Below are 17,654 nucleotides of genomic sequence, written 5' to 3'. Positions count from 1 at the left end.
CCCGCCGCGGACCGGTTCCGCGGACCTCGCGGACATTACTTCGACTTCGTAGCAATCGTCAACGGACGCTGCTAAGTTCACGGCGCTGCGGGAGGACGTTCGGGGGCCGGAAGGGGCGCGACATGACGACGTGGGACTCGACCGTCGACTTCGTGATCATCGGATCCGGCGGTGGCGCGATGGTGGCTGCACTGGCCGCCGCCGAACGCGGTGCGAGCGCGTTGGTGCTCGAGAAGCAGGAACTGGTCGGCGGCTCCACCGCCATGTCGGGTGGCATCGTGTGGGTGCCGAACAACCCCGTGATGCAGGCCGCGGGCGTCCCTGACTCCTATGACGCGGCCATGGCGCACTTCGAATCCGTGGTGGGCGACGTCGGGCCCTCGTCCTCGCCGGCCAACCGTGCCGCCTTCTTGACCGCGGGGCCGGAGATGGTCTCGTTCCTGCAAGGTCTCGGCGTGCAGTTCAGCTACTGCCGTGGCTACAGCGACTACTACTCGAATGCCGAAGGCGGCCACGACCTCGGCCGTGGCATCGAGCCCGTGCCGTACGACGGCCGGGCCCTCGGCGAGTGGCAGCACAAGCTCCAGCCGGGCCTGGCAAAGAGCCTCGGCATGTGCGTGATGACCAATGAGGCGCGGTCGCTGTCGAACTACAACCGCAGCGTCGGCGCGTTTGTCACCTCGGCCCGGGTCGTGATCCGCACCGTGCTGGCGCGGCTGCGGCGCCAGGATCTGCTCACCAACGGCGCGTCGTTGATCGCGCAGATGCTGCGGGTCGCCATCGACCGCAACGTGGAGATCTGGACCGAGGCGCCGCTCGACGAGCTGATCGTCGAAGACGGCAGCGTCGTCGGTGTCCGCACCGTGCACGGCGGCCGGCAGCACCAGATCCGGGCGCGCCGGGGCGTGTTGATCGCGGCGGGTGGCTTCGCACACAACCCCGAGATGCGCGCCACCTTCGGCGCCGACCAACCGAACGAAGGGAAGTGGTCGATCGCCAACCCGGGTGACACAGGCGAAGCCATCGCGACCGCTATGCGTCTCGGGGCGCGCACCGATCTGATGGACGAAGCGTGGTGGATGCCCTCGCCGCGCACCGGCCGGTTCGGGCAGTCGACGCTCGACCAAGCACGGCAACGCCCGCGCACGATCTACGTCGACGCCGCTGGACAGCGCTTCGTGAACGAGTCGAACTCCTACATGGAGGTCGGCAAAGCGATGTACGCACGCAACAAGACCAGCAGGGCCGTGCCCTGCTGGCTGATCTTCGACGACCGCTACCGCAAGCGCTACGCGCACCTTCGATCCAGCCCCGGCCGCTTCCCGCGCAAGCTCTTCGAGAGCGGGCGGCTGAAGCAGGCCTGGACCCTCGCCGACCTGGCCCGGCTGTGCGGCATCGACCCGGCGGGCCTCGCCGAGACCGTCGAGCGCTTCAACGCCAACGCCGAGCGCGGGGTCGACCCGGACTACGGGCGCGGTGAGTCTGCGTACAACCGAGCGCTCGGCGACCCGAACCGCAAGGTGCACCCGTGCCTGGGGCCGATCGACGAGCCGCCGTTCTACGCGTGCGAGGTGCTCCCGGGCGACATCGGCACCTGCGGTGGGCTGGTCACCAACGAGCACGCGCAGGTGGTCGACGGTGACGAGCGACCGATCCCTGGGTTGTACGCCGCCGGGAACAGCACCGCGACCGTCATGGGCCGCCACTACCTGGGCCCCGGCGCGAGCATCGCCAACAGCATGGTGTTCGGCTACGTAGCCGCGCTCCACGCGCTCGGCTCGGGTGAGCCCGAAGGGCCCGGAGGCGACGTCAGTTGATCACTGCGCCGTCGCGCCGGACCGTGATCGCCTTGGTCGGACACTTGCGCGCGGCTGCGAGCACGCGCTCCTCCGGTGCCGCCGCGATGTCGACCACCACCGAGATCGAGTCGTCGTCGAGGTCGAACACGCCGACAGCCTCGTACACGCAGTTCCCTGACCCCATGCAGACGTCGCGGTCGATTTCGACTTCGAGGGCCACGCCGCGACCCTATAGCTCCTCCCCGACCGACCGAGGGCGATCATGACCGACTTCGAGCACGTCAACTTCTTCGCCGACCGGACGGTGCAGGACGACCCCTACCCCTACTTCGACTGGGTCCGCGAGCAAGGCCCGGTGTGGCAGGAACCGAAACACGGCATGTTCGTCATCACCGGCCACCCCGAAGCGATGGTGGTGTACGGCGACCCTGCGACGTTCCCGGCCAACGACGAGCCGTCGGGTACGTACTCGTCGTGCAACGCGGTGAGCGGCTCGTTCGTCCCGTTCTCCGAGCCGCTGGAGGGCCACGACGTCAGCGACGTGATCGTCCGCTGCCGCCACGAGCTGCCGTTCAGCGACCAGCTCCCCGCGTTCGACCCGCCGCGGCACACCGACCACCGCCACTTGTTGATGCGGCTCATCACCCCGAAGCGCCTGAAGGAGAACGAGGGCTTCATGTGGGAGTACGCCGACCGGCTGATCGACGGGTTCGACACCAGCACCGCCTGCGAGATCGTCAGCGCGTACGCCGAGCCGTTCACGCTCACCGTGATTGCTGACCTCGAAGGCGTGCCCGAGGCCGATCACTCGCTCTTCCGCGAGCAGCTCTCCACCGCCCACCAGCAGCTCGACCACAAGCCGCTCGAGTTCCTCTACGAGCATTTCCGCGCTTACATCGAGGAGCGCCGCGCCAACCCGGTCAACGACGTCCTGAGCGGGCTCGCCACCGCCACGTTCCCCGATGGCACCACCCCCGAGGTCGGCGACGCCGCGCTGATCGCCGCGAACCTCTTCGCCGGGGGGCAGGAGACCACCGTGCGGCTCCTGTCGTTCGCCTTGCGGATGCTCGCCGAACGACCCGACCTCCAAGCTGCCGTGCGGGCCGATCGCGATCGCATCCCGAACTTCATCGAGGAGACGCTCCGGATGGAGAGCCCGCTGCGCACGCAGTTCCGAATGGCCCGCGTCGACACCACGCTCGGTGGCGTCGACGTGCCGGCTGGCAGCTCGTTGATGCTCGCGCCCGGCGCATGCAACCGCGACCCGCGGGTGTTCGACCACCCCCACGAGTTCGATCTCGACCGCCCCAACGCGCGCCAGCACATCGGCTTCGGCCACGGGATCCACACCTGCGCGGGTGCGCCGCTGGCGCGGGCAGAGGGTCGCGTGACGATCAACCGGTTCCTCGACCGCACCGCGAACATCGCCATCGCCGAACAGCACCACGGACCCGCCGGCGCGCGGCGCTACGAGTACCTGCCCACGTTCTTCCTGCGGGGGTTGCAGCACCTCCACCTCGACCTCACCGCGCCATAGCGCACGGTTCGGTCGGCCTCACGCGTTTGGGTTGTTCGCCGGCCGGGCAGCCGTCGACATGATGAGCTTGGTCTGTGCGTACGGCGGGCCGGCCGTGGTGCCGCCGTCGATCGGCATCACGATGCCGGTGATCTGAGCAGCCCGATCGCTGGCGAGGAACACCACCGCGTTCGCCACGTCTTCGGGTTGCGCCTCGCGCTCGAGCGGCTGCATGTACTTGAGCACGGGCGCCATGTCATACGTGGTGATCGCAGTGCGGATGTGTGCCGGGGTGAGGCAGTTGACCCGGATGCCGTACGGGGCCAGGTCGATCGCCATGCACTTCGTGATGTGGGCCACCGCCGCCTTGGAAGCGCGATAGGAGATCATCCCGGCACCGGCGTTGACGGCCGCGATCGACGCGTTGTTGATGATCGAGCCGCCGCCGTGGTCCTTCATGTGGCGCGCCGCTCGCTGCGCGCCCGCGATGACGCCGAAGAGGTTCACGCCCATGATCCGCGAGAAGTCGCTCAAGTCATCGGGCAGGAACCGCTTCAGCTCGCTGCCGATCCCCGCGTTGTTGAACATGATGTCGAGGCCGCCGAAGCGTTCGACGGCGAAGTCGACGAGCGCCTGCACCTGGTCCTCGTCGCTGACGTCGGTCTGGCAGAACGCCGCCGCCTCACCGATCCGCGCGGCTACGGCCGCGCCGTGTTCCGCGTCGACGTCCGCCACGACCACGTGCGCGCCCTCGTCGGCCAACATCGCCACCGTCGCCTCACCGATGCCCCCGGCGCCACCGGTCACGATGGCCACCTTCCCGGCAAGGAGCTGGGTCTTCCCGTCGTTGTTCGACTCGCTCATCGCCGAGACCCTACGGGGCGTTGACAGCCGTTGTAGATTTCATGTCAGAGTCCGACATGAACTGTCCGGCATGAACGGAGCGGAGGGCGCCGCATGGCTGCGAGCAACACCACGGGGGTCTACTACGACCCCTACGACGCCGGGATCGACGCCGACCCCTATCCGGTGTACCGGCGCCTCCGTGAGGAAGCCCCGCTGTACTACAACGACCAGCACGACTTCTACGCGGTGAGTCGCTTCGCCGACGTCGAGCAGTGCTTCCGCGACCCCGGGGTGTTCATCTCGGGTCGCGGCGGGATCCTCGAGCTCATCAAGGCCGGCATCCAGATGCCGCCGGGCATCTTGATCTTCGAGGACCCGCCCACCCACACCATCCACCGCCGCCTGCTGTCACGGGTGTTCACCCCCAAGCGGGTGGCCGAGCTCGAACCGAAGATCCGCGAGTTCTGCGCCCACGCGCTCGACCCCTACGTCGGCAGCGACGGGTTCGACTTCATCGCTGACCTCGGCGCCCAGATGCCGATGCGCACGATCGGCATGCTGCTCGGCATCCCCGAATCCGATCAGGAAGCGGTGCGCGACCACGTCGACAAGAACCTCCGCACCCGGGAGGGTGAGCCGATGAAGGTCACCGAGGACTTCGTCAGCGGCGACATGTTCGCCGACTACATCGACTGGCGCGCCGAGCACCCATCGGACGATCTCATGACCGACCTGCTGCAGGCCGAGTTCACCGACGCGGAGGGCGTGGATCGCCGCCTGACCCGGTCGGAGATCCTGACGTACGTCACCGTGGTGGCTGGCGCTGGCAACGAGACGACCACCCGTCTCATCGGCTGGACCGGCAAGGTGCTCGCGGACCACCCGGACCAACGCCGGGAGCTGGTCGACGACCGTTCCCTCATCCCGAACGCGATCGAGGAGATCCTGCGCTTCGAGGGGCCCGCTCCCCACGTGGGCCGGTGCACGTCGGGCGACGTCGAGATCCACGGCACCAAGATCCCCGAAGGCAGTGCCGTCCTGTTGCTGCTCGGGTCCGCCAACCGCGACGATCGGCGGTTCCCCGACGGTGACCGCTTCGACATCCGCCGCGACGTCGGCGCCCACCTCACGTTCGGCCACGGCATCCACTTCTGCATGGGCGCCGCGCTCGCCCGGCTGGAGGGCCGCGTGGCCCTCGACGAAGTGCTCAACCGGTTCCCCGAGTGGGAGGTCGACGCCAGCAGCATCCGGCTCGCACCCACGTCCACGGTGCGCGGGTGGGAGCGCTTGCCGGTGACCGTCACGTCGACGACCTGAGCCCCGAGCTTCGCGCCAGCCGAGCCGATCGCCTCACTCGAAACCATGCCTGGCGCCTCCACCAACCGCACCTCGGACGCCCGCCGACCGTACGACAACAGCCGCCGCCGGCAGCAAGCCGCCGAGACCCGTGAACGGATCGTGGCATCCGGCGCCGCACTCGTGCGCAGTTCACCCGTGCGCGACTGGCGCGGGTTGACCGTGCGGGCGGTCGCCGAGCACGCGGGCGTCAACGAGCGCACGGTCTACCGACACTTCGAGCATGAGCGCGGGCTGCGCGACGCCGTCATGCACCGCCTCGAAGAAGATGCCGGCATCGAGCTCACCACCATGCGCCTCGACGACCTCGCGTCGGTGACCGCGAGCATCCTGCGACAGGTGGCCGAGTTCCCGATCCCCACCCGACCCCCGCTCGACCCGACCTTGTCCGACGCCAACCAGCGCCAGCGACGCGCGCTGCTCGACGCGGTCGCCGAGCACACGTCCGCCTGGAACGACCAGCAGCGGGGACAGGTTGCCGCCGCGCTCGACGTGCTGTGGAGCGTGGCCGCGTACGAACGGCTGGTGGTCGATTGGGGCTTCGACCACACCCGCGCGGTCGCGTGCCTCACCTGGATGATCGACATGGTCACCGCGCAGGTCCGCGCGGGTGACCCACCACCGACGCACACCTGAACCAGGCCCCCAACCCCCAAGCCCCGACCCCTTGTCTTCTGGGTACCTCACCGTGTCGCCCCAGGGCACGCTCCGGCGCCCAGAAGGACGGATTGGAAGCGGTCGGTGGGACGGCGTGCGTCAGCGGCGGGCAGGGGTGGATCCGCGACCCTCTACGCTCTCGCCTGTCGCGCCGCCGTGCCCGAGTAGCTCAGCTGGCAGAGCAACCGCCTTGTAAGCGGTAGGTCGTGGGTTCGATTCCCACCTCGGGCTCGCGGCCGGGGCGGCCGAGGCCCCGAGCCCGGCGACCAGCCCGGCTGCCCGGTCGCTCAGGCGAACGCCAGCTCGGCCTCGCGCTCATCGGCGAGGTGCTGGTCGAGCTTGCGCTTGATGCGCTGCAGCGCGTTGTCGATCGACTTCACGTGGCGGCCGAGCCGCTCACCGATCTCCTGGTAGCTGTGGCCCTCGATGTACAGCGACAAGACACGGACCTCGAGGGTCGACAGGCGCGCGGCCATCGACTCGCGCATGGCGTCGAGCCGCTCGCCCGCCATCACCCGGTTGACCGGATCCGCGTCGACCGGCCCCGGCAAGGTCTCCTCGACGGAGCGCTCACCGCTGTCATCGCTGCCGTGGGTGGCCGAGATCGACAGGTACTGGTTCAGCGGCTGGTGCTTTTGGCGCGTGGCCGTCTTGATCGCCGTGATGATGTGCCGGGTGATGCACAGTTCGGCAAACGCGCGGAACGAGGCGTTGTGCTCGGGCCGGAAGTCGCGCGCCGCCTTGTACAGACCGATCAGCGCTTCTTGTTCGACATCGTCGGCGTCGCCGCCCACGAGGAAGTAGCCGCGGCCTTTGGCGCGGGCGAAACGGCGGTAGCGATCGATCAGCGTGTCGAGCGCACGTTGGTCACCTGCTTGGAACCGTGCAGCGAGCTCCTGGTCGGTGAGGGTCGTTCGGGTGGTAGTGCGAATGGCCACTGAGGGCTCCCAGCTTCGATGACGACGACGTCAGGTTCGTGCGGTGACTAGTTAGGTTGGGCCATGAACCGGGGCGCGTGTCAAGTGTCACTTGTCCCAGGTGAGGCCGCAAAAATGCGCCATCTCGGCCTTCCCGCGGACAAACACCGCGAAAAATCGCACACCGATCGGGACACGTCCACCGCGAACTGTCGACCGCGACCCACCGCGCCTGGCCGACCTGACTAGTCCGATCAGGCCACGCTGTGAGCACTTGGCCACCCGTACGGTGGCCAAGTGCTCACAGCAGGTGGTTTCGGGTGGGGCCGGAGCCGGGGGCCCAACGGCGTCGGGCCACCTCGAACAGCGCGAGCGCGCCCGCGACGGACACGTTGAGCGAACCCAGCCTTCCTCGAAGCGGTATCGCGACCACCTGATCGCACCGCTCGCGCACCAGCCGGGACAGGCCCGCTCCTTCCGAGCCCAACACGAGGCAGAGCGGCTCGGTCGCGACGGTGAGATCCCACAGTGCCTGGTCGCCACCAGCGTCGAGCCCGACGACCCACACCCCTTGCTCGCGAAGCTGGCTGATGGCCGCGGGCAGCCCGCCGACCAGCGCGATCGGCAAGTGCTCGACCGCGCCGGCGGCGGCCTTTGCGACGGTGGGGGTCACGTGCGCGCTGCGATGCCGAGGAAGCACGATCCCCGTCGCGCCGGCGCCATCGGCGGAGCGCAGGATCGCTCCCACGTTGCCCGGGTCGGTCACGCCGTCGAGCGCCACGAGGAAGGGCGCCGTCGCACCGCTGGCCTCGGCAAGGTCCGCGAGGTCGGCTTCGGGCAGCGGGGCTGCCAACGCGATGACGCCTTGTGGCGCGTCGGTCCGCGCCTCGGCGTCGAGCTTCGCGCGGCTGATCTCACGGACTGGGACGTTCAGCTCGGCGGCGAGGCCGCGGATGTCGTCGACGATGGGAGCGGCGTCCAAGTCGGCCGCCAGTAGCACTTCTTGCGTGCGTCGCCGTCCCGCCAACAGCAGCTCGCGCACGGCATGGCGCCCTTCGACCTGTTCGCCCCCGAGCCCGGACGCAGCCGACGCGCGGGATCGTCCAGGCGAGCCACGCCCGCCCGACCGTCGGCCACCTGAGCCACCGGCAGCCGACCCGCGTCCCGAGCCGGGCGCCGGTCCGGACCCAGCCGCACCACGGCCGCCACCCGACCCTCCACGGCCACCCGACCCTCCACGGCCACCCGACCCCCCACGGCCACCCGACCCCCCACGGCCACCCGACCCACCGCGGCCACCCGACCCTCCCGGGCCTGCGGCTCCCCGACCGGCCGATGGACGGGCACTCCCCGGCTTCGGACGACGCCCGCGCCCTTGCGACCCGGCCATCACCGCGCCCCGGTCGCCGGGGGGCCCGCGCCGACGGCCACCAAGGCGTTCGCGAAGCAGACGATGCCTTCGCCCCGACCGAGCGCACCCAGCCCTTCGGTTCGGCGCCCCTTCACCGTCACCGGCGCACCGACCGCTGCGCTCAAGCGAGCTTCCATGTCGGCCCGGTGGGGGGCCAAGCGCGGTTCGTCGAGGACCACCGAGCAATCGACGTTGACCGGGGCGAACCCGGCCGCACGAAGCTGCTCGACCGCCCCGCGCAACAGCTCGACGCTGTCAGCGCCGCGCAGCGCGGGATCGTCGTCGGGGAACAGCGAACCGATGTCGCCAAGTCCCGCCGCGCCGAGCAGGGCGTCGGCGCACGCATGCGCCACGACATCGCCGTCGCTGTGGCCGACCAGGCCAGGGCCGTCGAAGCGGATGCCGCCCAGCATCAACGGCCGGGACGGGTCGTCGCCGAGGCGGTGGGCGTCGAAGCCCTGACCCACCCGGAACGCCACGCTGCCACCCACGCTCATGGCGTCAGTCCAGCAGAAGCGGGGTCCTCCCCCGCGCCCACCGCCCGGTGATGCAACCGCGCGGCAGCCACCACCAGGTCGGATGCGGTGGTGATCTTGCCGTTGGAGCTCTCCCCGTCGACGAAGCGCACGTGCCCGCCGGTCGCTGCCACGAGGGTGGCGTCATCGGTGGCCGTCCCACCGCCGTGGTGGGCGGCTCGAAGGGCTTCCGCCCGGAAACCCTGCGGCGTCTGCACGGCCACGAACCCGGTCCGATCGACCGCCTCGCCATCCACCGTCCACAAGGTGTCGACCACTGGCACGGCCGGGATCGCCGCATCGGCACCCGACCGCACCGCGTCGACCACCCGCCGGAACAGCGCGGCGGTCGCGAGCGGTCGGGCCGCATCATGGACCAGCACCACTTCGGCGTCGGAGGGAACCGCGTCGAGGCCGGCTCGCACCGAGTCCGAGCGAGTTGCACCGCCCGGCACCACCACGTCGGCATCCGGCTCCTGGTCGGCAGCTCGATCCGGCGCCGCTACCAGCACCACCCCATCGGCGACCGAGCGCGCGGTGCGCAAGGAGTGGTCGAGCACCCGCATGCCGCCGAGGTCTTCGTACTGCTTGGCGCCCCCGAAGCGGCTACCCGAACCGGCAGCGACCACGATCACCCACACCCCGCGGCGGTCGACGAGAGCTGACGCATCGGACGGCACCGCGCCTCGTTAGCACGAAGCCCCGACGTCGGCACGTCCAGCCCGCGGGCCGTGACCACGATGAGCCACCGGTCACGCCGTTTCGTTAGCATGACCGCCGCATGCCCGACCTCGCCCTCCTTCGCAATGTCGAGCTCTTCGCGGATCTGACCGACGACGAGCTCGGCGGTCTTGCCGGCTCGATCCAGACACGGCACTACGTCCGCAACGACCTGCTGTTCGCGGAAGGCGAGCCGCCCACCGAGCTGTTCGTGGTCCGCAACGGCCGCATCGCGATCTCGAGCAAGTCGATCGACGGCCGCGAGTCGATGTTCGCCCTCATGGAACGAGGCGACCTCATCGGTGAGATGGGGCTCTTCGACGACCGCGGGCGCTCCGCCGACGCCCGCGCGCTCGAGCCGTCCGAAGCCATGGTCGTACCGTATGCCCCGCTGCGCGCCGTCTACGAGCAGCGCCCCGCCCTGCTGTGGGGCGTGGTCCGGCTGTTGGTCGGGCGGCTCCGCTCGACCGACATCGCGCTGGCCGACGTCGTGTTCCTCGACGTGACCGGCCGCACCGCGAAACGGCTGCTCGAGCTCGCTGGCGAGGCCGACGAGTTCATGCTCCCGATCACCCAAGAGGAGCTCGCCGGCATGGTCGGCGCGTCACGAGAGCGCGTCAACAAGGCCATTGCCAGCTTCGTTCGGCTGGGCTGGCTCGACCAGGCCGATCGGCACTACCGCTTGTTGAAGCGCGACGAACTCGAGCGCCGGGCTCGCTGAAGTCGGGTTCGCTCAGGCCCCGAGGAACGCCGCGACCCGCGCCCAGGCGTCGGCCGCATCGTCGCCACGATGCACCGGACGGCTGGGGTCGTGCACGAAGCCGTGCTCGGCGCCCTCGTACTTCACGACCCGCGCGCCCGTGGCTTCCAGATCGGCCACATCGGCGGGGGGCGTGAAGCCGTCGGCGGTGCCCACGATGGCCAACACCTGGCTGGCGCCAGGCGCGGTGGTCGCGGCCAACGGGTCGGGCACGGTCCCCGCCCACGACTCCGGCACGTGGATCATCCCGTAGAAGGACACCACCCGGTCGTAACGACCGACGCCTGCCGCCAGGTAGGCCGCCATGCCGCCCATGCAAAAGCCGAGCGCGGCCACAGGATCGGCGCCGAGCGACTGCAAGTGCTCCGCGGCGAGCCCTGCGGATCGCAGGTACGCGTCGGTGTCGTACGACGACATGGCCTCGAGCCGCTCACCGACCGGTAGATCGGTCCGGCCGGGGAACGGCTCGACCGCGCACACCGCCCAGCCGTGCTCGCCGGCCAGCCGCGCGCACAGCTCGTCGAACAGCGGCCGCAGCCCGCCGATGTCGGGGAACAGCACGAGCCCACGGGTGGGCGTCCCGCCGGGCAGGGCCAACTCGGCCGGGGTGGCGTCAGGCAACTCGATCCGCATGCCGACGAGTCTGGCCCACGCCCCCGTGGAGGGTTGGTCAGGTGTAGCGGTCGAGGATGCTCGATGCGGCGAGTCGGGACAGTCCGTCCTTGATGGCCTGGGCGCGGGTGGCGCCGACGCCTTCGACGTCGTCGAGGTCGTCGAGCGTGGCGCGCAGGATCTTGTCGAGGCTGCCGAAGCGCTCCACGATGTGCTCCACGACTTGTTCCGGCAGCCGGGGGATGCGGGCGAGCATCCGATACCCGCGGGGAGCCAGGGGGCTCTCGAGGTCGATGGGCGCGTCGCCGACCGCGGCTTCGGCCACGAGGTCGAGGTGGAGCAAGTCGTCGGTGCTGCACGCCCCCATCCGCTCCAGCGCGGCTTCGGGACCACGGTCGGTGCGGCGCTGGTAGTCGCGCAGGACCAGGCGGCGCTCGTCCTCGACGCCGCGCATGAGCTCCTCGAGCTGCAACCGGATCATGCGGCCTTCGGTGCCGAGCTCGAGGAGGTACCGCTCGACTTCGACGGCGATCCGCACCACCATCTCGCCGCGCTGCAACACGCCCGCCACATCGCGAACGGTGACGAGATCTTCGATCTCGAGCGCGGCCAGCGACGCCGACACCGTCTCCAACCGCGCCTTGTAGCGCTCCAGCGCCTCGATGGCCTGGTCGGCACGGTTGACCAGCCGAGGGATGGAGCTGAGCGGGTGCTTCTGGTCGCCGACGTACACGGCGATGCTGGCCATCCGCTCCGAGACGGACAGCACGGGCACGCCCAACGAGCGGGCCACGCGTTCGGCCGTGCGGTGACGGGTGCCGGTCTCGGTGGTGGGCACGGACGGGTCGGGCACCAGATGGACGTTGGCGCGTGCGATGCGGCTTGCATCCGCCGCCAAGATCACGGCGCCGTCCATCTTCGCCAGCTCGAACAGCCGCTGGGGGCTGAACGCCGCGTCGAGCAGGAAGCCACCAGAGCAGACGTTGAGCACCTGTGGCCCGTCACCGATGACGATCAACGCGCCCATCCCGCCCCGCACGACGCGGTCGAGCCCGTCGCGCAACGCCTGCCCGGGCGCCACCTGGGCGATCGCGCGGTCGAGTGGGGAACGGGAGACCACGCCAGGATTCTACGAGGACGGCGCGGCCGGAGGCGGTGGGAACCCGCCGTGGGCGCCACCGACGTTCACGGTCGGCACCCGACCGCGAGCAGTGCCTCGCTGAGCGTGCCGGCGCGGATCACCTCGAGACCGTCGGTCGCGGCTGGCGACGTGAACGGCACGATCGCCCTGCGGAAGCCCATGCGTGCGGCCTCGGCGAGCCGGCGAGGCATGTTGCCGACTTGGCGCAACTCCCCCGCGAGGCCCACTTCGCCGACCGCCACGAGGTCTTCTGGGACCGGCCGGTCCAGCACCGCGGAGGCGAGCGCCAACGCCAACGCCAAGTCGCCCCCCGGCTCGACGACCTGGGCACCGCCCACGGCCAGCCCATAGACGTCGTGCTGGTTGCACCAGATGCCGGCGCGGCGGCCGAGCACCGCGAGCAACAGCGCCAGGCGCCGGCTGTCGACGCCTTGGACCGAACGCCGCGGGGTCGGCAACGGGCTGGGCGCCACCAGCGCCTGCACCTCGACCAGCAGGGGACGTTGCCCGTCGATCGTCGGGACCACCACCGAGCCTGCGACCCCACGGCGGCGGTCGGCCAGAAACAGCTCGCTCGGATCGGGAACGCCGTCGAGGCCCTGCTCGCTCATCTCGAAGAGGCCGACCTCGAGCGTGGACCCGAAGCGGTGCTTGACCGCTCGCAGCACCCGTAGGGCGTGATGCCGGTCGCCTTCGAACGACAGCACCGTGTCGACCAGGTGCTCGAGCGTGCGGGGACCCGCCAGGCCGCCGTCTTTGGTGACGTGGCCGACCAGCACCACCGACATGCCCCGGGCCTTGGCTTCTTGGACGAGGCGGGAGGCGCACTCGCGCACCTGCACCACACTGCCCGGCGCAGAGGGGATCTCGGGGTCGTGCAGCGTCTGGATCGAGTCGACGATCAACAGGTCGGGCTCGACGGACGCCACGTGAGCCAGCACGTTGCCGATCGAGTACTCCGACACCAGCAGCAGACGGGGCCGGAGCGCGCCGAGCCGTTCGGCGCGCATCCGAACTTGCGCTTTCGACTCCTCGCCCGTCACGTACAGCGCGGTGTCGCCCTGCCCGGCGACGCCGGCCGCCGCCTGCAACAACAACGTGGACTTGCCGATACCGGGCTCGCCGCCGCACACCGTGACCGAGCCGGGCACGAGCCCGCCACCGAGGACACGATCGAGCTCCGCCACGCCGGTACCGACCGGCTCCCACTGCGACAGGTCGACCTCGGCGATGGGCTCGACCTGATCGCGGGCCGGGATCGCGGCCGGGCTCGAGCGCGGCTGTTCGACTTCCTCGGTCAATGAGTTCCACGCTCCGCAGGCTGCGCAACGCCCCGCCCACTTGGGCTCGGCCGCTCCGCAGTCGGCGCATCGGAAGACGACCTTCACCTTCGACATGCCGCCCAACCTAGGCACGACCTGCGACAGTCTCAGATCCAATGTCGGGAATCTTGACTAATAAGGTCGGCCTTTGTACCTTTAGCCGCTCGTAGAAGGGAGGTCGCACCGTGCGACAGAGACCCCACACCCATCCCCGACTCGCCGGGCTCGCCCTCGGCATGGTCGCGTTGCTTGCGGTGGCCGCGTGCAGCTCGGCTGGCACCAGCGACTCGAGGCAGTCCCTGGTCGCGTACTCGACCCCCAAGCCTGTCTACGACCAGCTGACCAAGGACTTCGCCAAGACGAGCAAGGGCAAGGGCGTGACGTGGCGAACGTCGTACGGCGCGAGCGGCGACCAGAGCCGGGCCGTCGAGTCGAACCTGTCCGCGGACTATGTGGCGTTCTCGCTCCAGACCGATATGGACCGTCTCGTGAAGGACGGCAAGGTCGCGACCAGCTGGAACCAAGGGCCCACCAAGGGCATGATCAGCGACTCGGTCGTGGTGATCGTCGTGCGCAAGGGCAACCCGAAGCACATCGAGGGGTGGTCCGACCTCGTCAAGCCCGGCATCAAGATCGTCACGCCCGACCCCGGGTCATCCGGCTCCGCGCGGTGGAACACCATGGCCGCGTACGGCCAGGTCGTCGAAGGCGGCGGCAGCCCGCAGGAAGGCGAGGCCTACTTGCGGGCGTTCTTCAAGAACGTCGTCGCGTCGCCTTCGAGCGGGCGCGAGGCCACGAGCACGTTCACGTCGGGCACCGGCGACGTGCTCATCTCGTATGAGAACGAGGCCATCTTCGCCCGCCAGCACGATCAGGCCGTCGACTACATCGTCCCGAGTTCCACGCTGCTGATCGAGAACCCCGCGGCGGTGACCGTCCACGCGGCGCCGGCCGCCAAGGCCTTCTTGGCATTCGCGCAGTCGGCGGCGGGCCAGCGCGTCTTCGCAGCCAACGGCTACCGACCCGTCATCGACGGGATCCACGTGCGAGTCGACGGCGCCAACAACCCGACCGACCCGTTCCCCCAGCCGGCCAAGCTCTTCACGATCGCCGACCTTGGCGGGTGGACGCAGGTGGCGACCAAGTTCTTCGACGAGCACGACGGCATCGTCACCAAGATCCAACAAGCCGGATGACCGCCGCCACGGTTGCCGCGCCACCAGGCCCCGCGGCCGACCCTCCGTCGACCCGCGCCCTCCCGCGACGACCGGATGGCCGCGTGCTGTCTGCCGCGTCGACGTGCGGGCTCGGGTTGGCCACGCTGGTGATGAGCCTGCTGGTGCTCATCCCGCTGGCGGCCGTGCTGACCAAGGCCACCAGCGGCGGCTGGAGCGGCTTCTGGGCCGCGGTGTCGTCCCCCGGCGCCGCCGCGGCCCTTCGCCTCACGGTGGTCGGATCGCTGCTGGTCACGGCCGTCAACGCGGTGATGGGCACGTTGGTCGCGTGGGTGCTGGTGCGCGACGACTTCTTCGGCAAGCGCGCGCTCGAGGTGATCATCGATCTGCCGTTCGCCTTGCCGACGATCGTCGCGAGCCTCGTGCTGCTGTCGCTGTACGGACCGCACAGCCCGGTCGGCGTCAACCTGGCGCAGGCGCGCTCCGGGGTGTTCGTGGCGCTGCTGTTCATCACACTGCCCTTCGTGGTCCGCACGGTCCAGCCGGTGCTCATGGAGCTCGACAGCGAAGTCGAGGAAGCGGCCGCGTCGCTCGGCGCGTCGAGGGCCACGATCTTTCGCCGCCTGATCCTGCCCAGCTTGTGGCCCGCCATCTCGGCCGGCGCCGCGCTGTCGTTCGCGCGGGCGATCAGCGACTACGGCACCACGATCTTGATCTCGGGAAACATCCCCTTGAAGACCCAGCTCGCATCGGTGCAGATCCTCGGCCAGCTCGAGAACGACAACGATGCCGGTGCCGCCGCAGTGGCCACCGTCCTGCTCGTGGTCGCGCTGGTGGTGGTGGTGGGCCTCTACCAGTTCCAGCGCCGGATGGCCCGAGGTGGCTGACCTGCGGGCGGACGGGACCGGGCCGGTCTCCCGGCTGGCGCGGCTGGCGTTCCGCGCCACGGCGCTCGTCTACCTCGGCTTCCTGGTGGTGGTGCCCCTGGTGGCGATCTGCTGGCACACGTTCGGGCACGGGGTGAGCCCGGCGTGGCACGCGCTCACCCAGCCCGACATGGTCCACGCTTTCCAGCTGACGTCGATCGTGGCCGCCGTGGCCGTCGCGATCGACGCGGTGCTCGGAACGGGCCTTGCGCTGTTGCTCGTGCGGTACCGCTTCCCGGGCCGGCGCGTGCTCGATGCCCTCGTCGACCTGCCGTTGTCGGTGTCGCCCGTGGTGGTCGGCTTGGCGCTGATCCTCGTGTACGGCAGCGACGGCTGGTTCGGCGGCATCGCACGGTCGGGCTTCACGATCATCTACGCCGTGCCCGGGATGGTCCTGGCCACCGTGTTCGTCTCGCTCCCGCTCGTCGTGCGGGAGCTGACACCCGTGCTCGAGCACATCGGCGAGGAGCAGGAGCAGGCCGCGTCGACGTTGGGTGCCAGCGCGTGGCAGCGGTTCTGGCGGATCACGTTGCCGTCCATCCGTTGGGCGCTGGCCTACGGGGTCATGCTGAGCCTCGCCCGATCGCTCGGCGAGTTCGGTGCCGTCAAAGTGGTGTCAGGCAACCTCGTCGGGCAGACCCAGACCTCCACCCTCGTGGTCGAGCAGGCGTACCTGGGTTTCGACTACCAGACCGCGTACGCCGCCTCGTTCGTGCTCGCCGCCGTCGCGGTGGCGTGCTTGTTGTCGGTGACCGTGCTGCGGCCAGGCGCGGAGGAGAGGTGATGGGCATCCGGGTCCGCGGCGTTCACAAGCGGTTCGGCGACTTCGTGGCGCTCCACGGCGTGTCGCTCGACGTGCCGAGCGGGAACCTCACGGCGCTGCTCGGGCCGAGCGGCGGTGGCAAGTCCACTCTGTTGCGCATCATCGCCGGGCTCGAGCAGCCTGACGAGGGCGCAGTCGAGATCGACGGCGCCGACGCCACCACCCTCGCTCCGCAGCAGCGTGACGTCGGGTTCGTGTTCCAGCACTACGCGCCGTTCACGCACCTGTCCGTGTCCCGGAACGTGGCGTTCGGCCTGGAGATCCGCAAGCGACCGAAGGCCGAGATCCGTGCCCGCGTCGCGGAGCTGCTCGCGCTGGTCCACCTCGAACAGTTCGCGGACCGCAAGCCCGCGCAGCTGTCCGGCGGGCAGCGCCAGCGGATGGCGCTGGCGCGGGCGCTGGCCGTCGAACCGAAGGTGCTGCTGCTCGATGAACCGTTCGGCGCGCTGGACGCCAAGGTTCGCAAGGAGTTGCGTGACTGGCTGCGCCGCCTCCACGACGAAGTGCACGTCACGACGGTGTTCGTCACCCACGATCAGGAGGAGGCGCTCGAGGTGGCCGACGAGATCGTGGTGGTCAACGAGGGCCGGGTCGAGCAGACCGGCACGCCCGAAGACTTGTACGACCGGCCTACCAACGAGTTCGTCATGGCGTTCCTCGGCCCGGTGACACGACTCGACGGGCACCTGGTCCGTCCACACGACATCGATCTGGTGCCACCTGGGACCGCGGGGGCGGTGGCGGGTCGCGTGACGAGAGTGCGGATGCTCGGATCCGTCGTGCGCGTCGACGCAATCGCGGACGGCGACGAGGTGTGGGTGCAGACCTCGCGCCAGGAGGTCGAGCGCCAGGCGATCGAAGCGGGGGGATCGATCGGGCTGCGTCCGACGCGGACGCTCCCGGCCGGCCAGGCAGCAGGTGGCGCTGCGACGCATTTGGTGCGAACCGGTTGACAGTTTCCGGAACGCCGTGCACACTCCGGAACGTGGCTCCGCCACAACCGGGGGAAGGGAAACAGGCGATGCGGGCAACGCGGGCACACCACGCAGCTCGAACTGAGCGCGACGCGGTTTCCTCGACGCGACTCGACACGGGGGACTGGGCTCCTGGAACGGGGATCGTGGCTGGGGGCCACGCGACCATCCATCAAACCAAGGA

The 17,654-nt window shown here is 70.0% G+C and carries 18 protein-coding genes and 1 tRNA gene; 10 read left to right on the top strand and 9 right to left on the bottom strand.

The features are described 5' to 3' along the window. Positions 1 to 122: 122 nt before the first annotated feature. Entirely contained in the window at positions 123 to 1,817 is a 1,695-nt protein-coding gene (locus VHA73_01795; protein ID HVX16738.1) for an FAD-binding protein, read from the top strand. Here the strand turns inward: VHA73_01795 and VHA73_01790 are convergent. Further along, positions 1,810 to 2,019 (bottom strand): ferredoxin, encoded by a 210-nt coding sequence (locus VHA73_01790; protein ID HVX16737.1) that lies wholly within the window; start codon positions 2,017 to 2,019, stop codon positions 1,810 to 1,812. The genes VHA73_01795 and VHA73_01790 overlap by 8 nt on opposite strands. Before the next feature lie 42 nt (positions 2,020 to 2,061). Between VHA73_01790 and VHA73_01785 the strand changes: the two genes are divergently transcribed. Beyond that, positions 2,062 to 3,336, top strand: coding sequence for a cytochrome P450 (locus tag VHA73_01785; GenBank protein ID HVX16736.1), 1,275 nt, complete (start codon positions 2,062 to 2,064; stop codon positions 3,334 to 3,336). A gap of 18 nt (positions 3,337 to 3,354) precedes the next feature. Here the strand turns inward: VHA73_01785 and VHA73_01780 are convergent, their stop codons facing one another. Beyond that, positions 3,355 to 4,179: an SDR family oxidoreductase gene (locus VHA73_01780; protein HVX16735.1), complete on the bottom strand. Its 825-nt coding sequence runs from the start codon at positions 4,177 to 4,179 to the stop codon at positions 3,355 to 3,357. Positions 4,180 to 4,272: 93 nt separating this feature from the next. Here VHA73_01780 and VHA73_01775 point away from each other — a divergent pair, with 93 nt between their 5' ends. The 3 genes from VHA73_01775 to VHA73_01765 all read left to right on the top strand — a co-directional run bounded on the left by VHA73_01775 (position 4,273) and on the right by VHA73_01765 (position 6,405). Next, complete coding sequence (locus VHA73_01775) at positions 4,273 to 5,478, top strand: cytochrome P450 (protein ID HVX16734.1); 1,206 nt, start codon at positions 4,273 to 4,275, stop codon at positions 5,476 to 5,478. A gap of 45 nt (positions 5,479 to 5,523) precedes the next feature. After that, a complete protein-coding gene (locus VHA73_01770; protein ID HVX16733.1) occupies positions 5,524 to 6,153 on the top strand; it encodes a helix-turn-helix domain-containing protein in 630 nt (209 codons plus the stop codon). Positions 6,154 to 6,332: 179 nt separating this feature from the next. Beyond that, positions 6,333 to 6,405, top strand: a tRNA-Thr gene (locus VHA73_01765). Between the two features lie 56 nt (positions 6,406 to 6,461). Here VHA73_01765 and sigH read toward each other — a convergent pair. The 4 genes from sigH to ispD form a co-directional block, all read right to left on the bottom strand. Next, complete coding sequence (gene sigH / locus VHA73_01760) at positions 6,462 to 7,112, bottom strand: RNA polymerase sporulation sigma factor SigH (GenBank protein HVX16732.1); 651 nt, start codon at positions 7,110 to 7,112, stop codon at positions 6,462 to 6,464. 280 nt (positions 7,113 to 7,392) lie between these two features. Continuing rightward, on the bottom strand, positions 7,393 to 8,481 hold the full coding sequence (gene rlmB, locus VHA73_01755; protein ID HVX16731.1) for a 23S rRNA (guanosine(2251)-2'-O)-methyltransferase RlmB: 1,089 nt from the start codon (positions 8,479 to 8,481) through the stop codon (positions 7,393 to 7,395). Continuing rightward, entirely contained in the window at positions 8,481 to 8,999 is a 519-nt protein-coding gene (ispF, locus tag VHA73_01750; protein ID HVX16730.1) for a 2-C-methyl-D-erythritol 2,4-cyclodiphosphate synthase, read from the bottom strand. Before ispF ends, rlmB begins: the two co-directional genes overlap by 1 nt. Beyond that, a complete protein-coding gene (ispD, locus tag VHA73_01745; protein HVX16729.1) occupies positions 8,996 to 9,697 on the bottom strand; it encodes a 2-C-methyl-D-erythritol 4-phosphate cytidylyltransferase in 702 nt (233 codons plus the stop codon). Before ispD ends, ispF begins: the two co-directional genes overlap by 4 nt. 101 nt (positions 9,698 to 9,798) lie before the next feature. Between ispD and VHA73_01740 the strand changes: the two genes are divergently transcribed. After that, positions 9,799 to 10,458: a Crp/Fnr family transcriptional regulator gene (locus VHA73_01740; GenBank protein HVX16728.1), complete on the top strand. Its 660-nt coding sequence runs from the start codon at positions 9,799 to 9,801 to the stop codon at positions 10,456 to 10,458. Between the two features lie 12 nt (positions 10,459 to 10,470). On the opposite strand, the gene VHA73_01735 is transcribed toward VHA73_01740, so the two are convergent. The 3 genes from VHA73_01735 to radA form a co-directional block, all read right to left on the bottom strand. Beyond that, positions 10,471 to 11,130 (bottom strand): dienelactone hydrolase family protein, encoded by a 660-nt coding sequence (locus VHA73_01735; GenBank protein HVX16727.1) that lies wholly within the window; start codon positions 11,128 to 11,130, stop codon positions 10,471 to 10,473. 37 nt (positions 11,131 to 11,167) lie between these two features. Beyond that, the gene (gene disA, locus VHA73_01730; protein HVX16726.1) at positions 11,168 to 12,229 is read right to left on the bottom strand and encodes a DNA integrity scanning diadenylate cyclase DisA; all 1,062 of its coding nucleotides are present in this window, start codon (positions 12,227 to 12,229) and stop codon (positions 11,168 to 11,170) included. Between the two features lie 65 nt (positions 12,230 to 12,294). Continuing rightward, positions 12,295 to 13,647 (bottom strand): DNA repair protein RadA, encoded by a 1,353-nt coding sequence (gene radA / locus VHA73_01725; protein HVX16725.1) that lies wholly within the window; start codon positions 13,645 to 13,647, stop codon positions 12,295 to 12,297. Between the two features lie 110 nt (positions 13,648 to 13,757). On the opposite strand from radA, the gene VHA73_01720 reads away from it, so the two are divergent. The 4 genes from VHA73_01720 to VHA73_01705 are packed head-to-tail and all read left to right on the top strand — an operon-like array spanning position 13,758 to position 17,449. Further along, positions 13,758 to 14,768, top strand: coding sequence for a sulfate ABC transporter substrate-binding protein (locus VHA73_01720; GenBank protein ID HVX16724.1), 1,011 nt, complete (start codon positions 13,758 to 13,760; stop codon positions 14,766 to 14,768). Next, entirely contained in the window at positions 14,765 to 15,634 is an 870-nt protein-coding gene (gene cysT / locus VHA73_01715; GenBank protein HVX16723.1) for a sulfate ABC transporter permease subunit CysT, read from the top strand. Before VHA73_01720 ends, cysT begins: the two co-directional genes overlap by 4 nt. Further along, positions 15,627 to 16,457, top strand: coding sequence for a sulfate ABC transporter permease subunit (locus VHA73_01710; protein ID HVX16722.1), 831 nt, complete (start codon positions 15,627 to 15,629; stop codon positions 16,455 to 16,457). Before cysT ends, VHA73_01710 begins: the two co-directional genes overlap by 8 nt. Beyond that, positions 16,457 to 17,449, top strand: coding sequence for a TOBE-like domain-containing protein (locus VHA73_01705; GenBank protein ID HVX16721.1), 993 nt, complete (start codon positions 16,457 to 16,459; stop codon positions 17,447 to 17,449). The genes VHA73_01710 and VHA73_01705 overlap by 1 nt, the downstream gene beginning before the upstream one ends. Positions 17,450 to 17,654 lie beyond the last annotated feature (205 nt).

This window comes from Acidimicrobiales bacterium, from assembly GCA_035547835.1.
Lineage (GTDB): Bacteria > Actinomycetota > Acidimicrobiia > Acidimicrobiales > Iamiaceae > DASZTW01.
The sequence above is the reverse complement of the archived record's forward strand: the minus strand, read 5'-3'. Positions and strand labels throughout refer to the sequence as shown.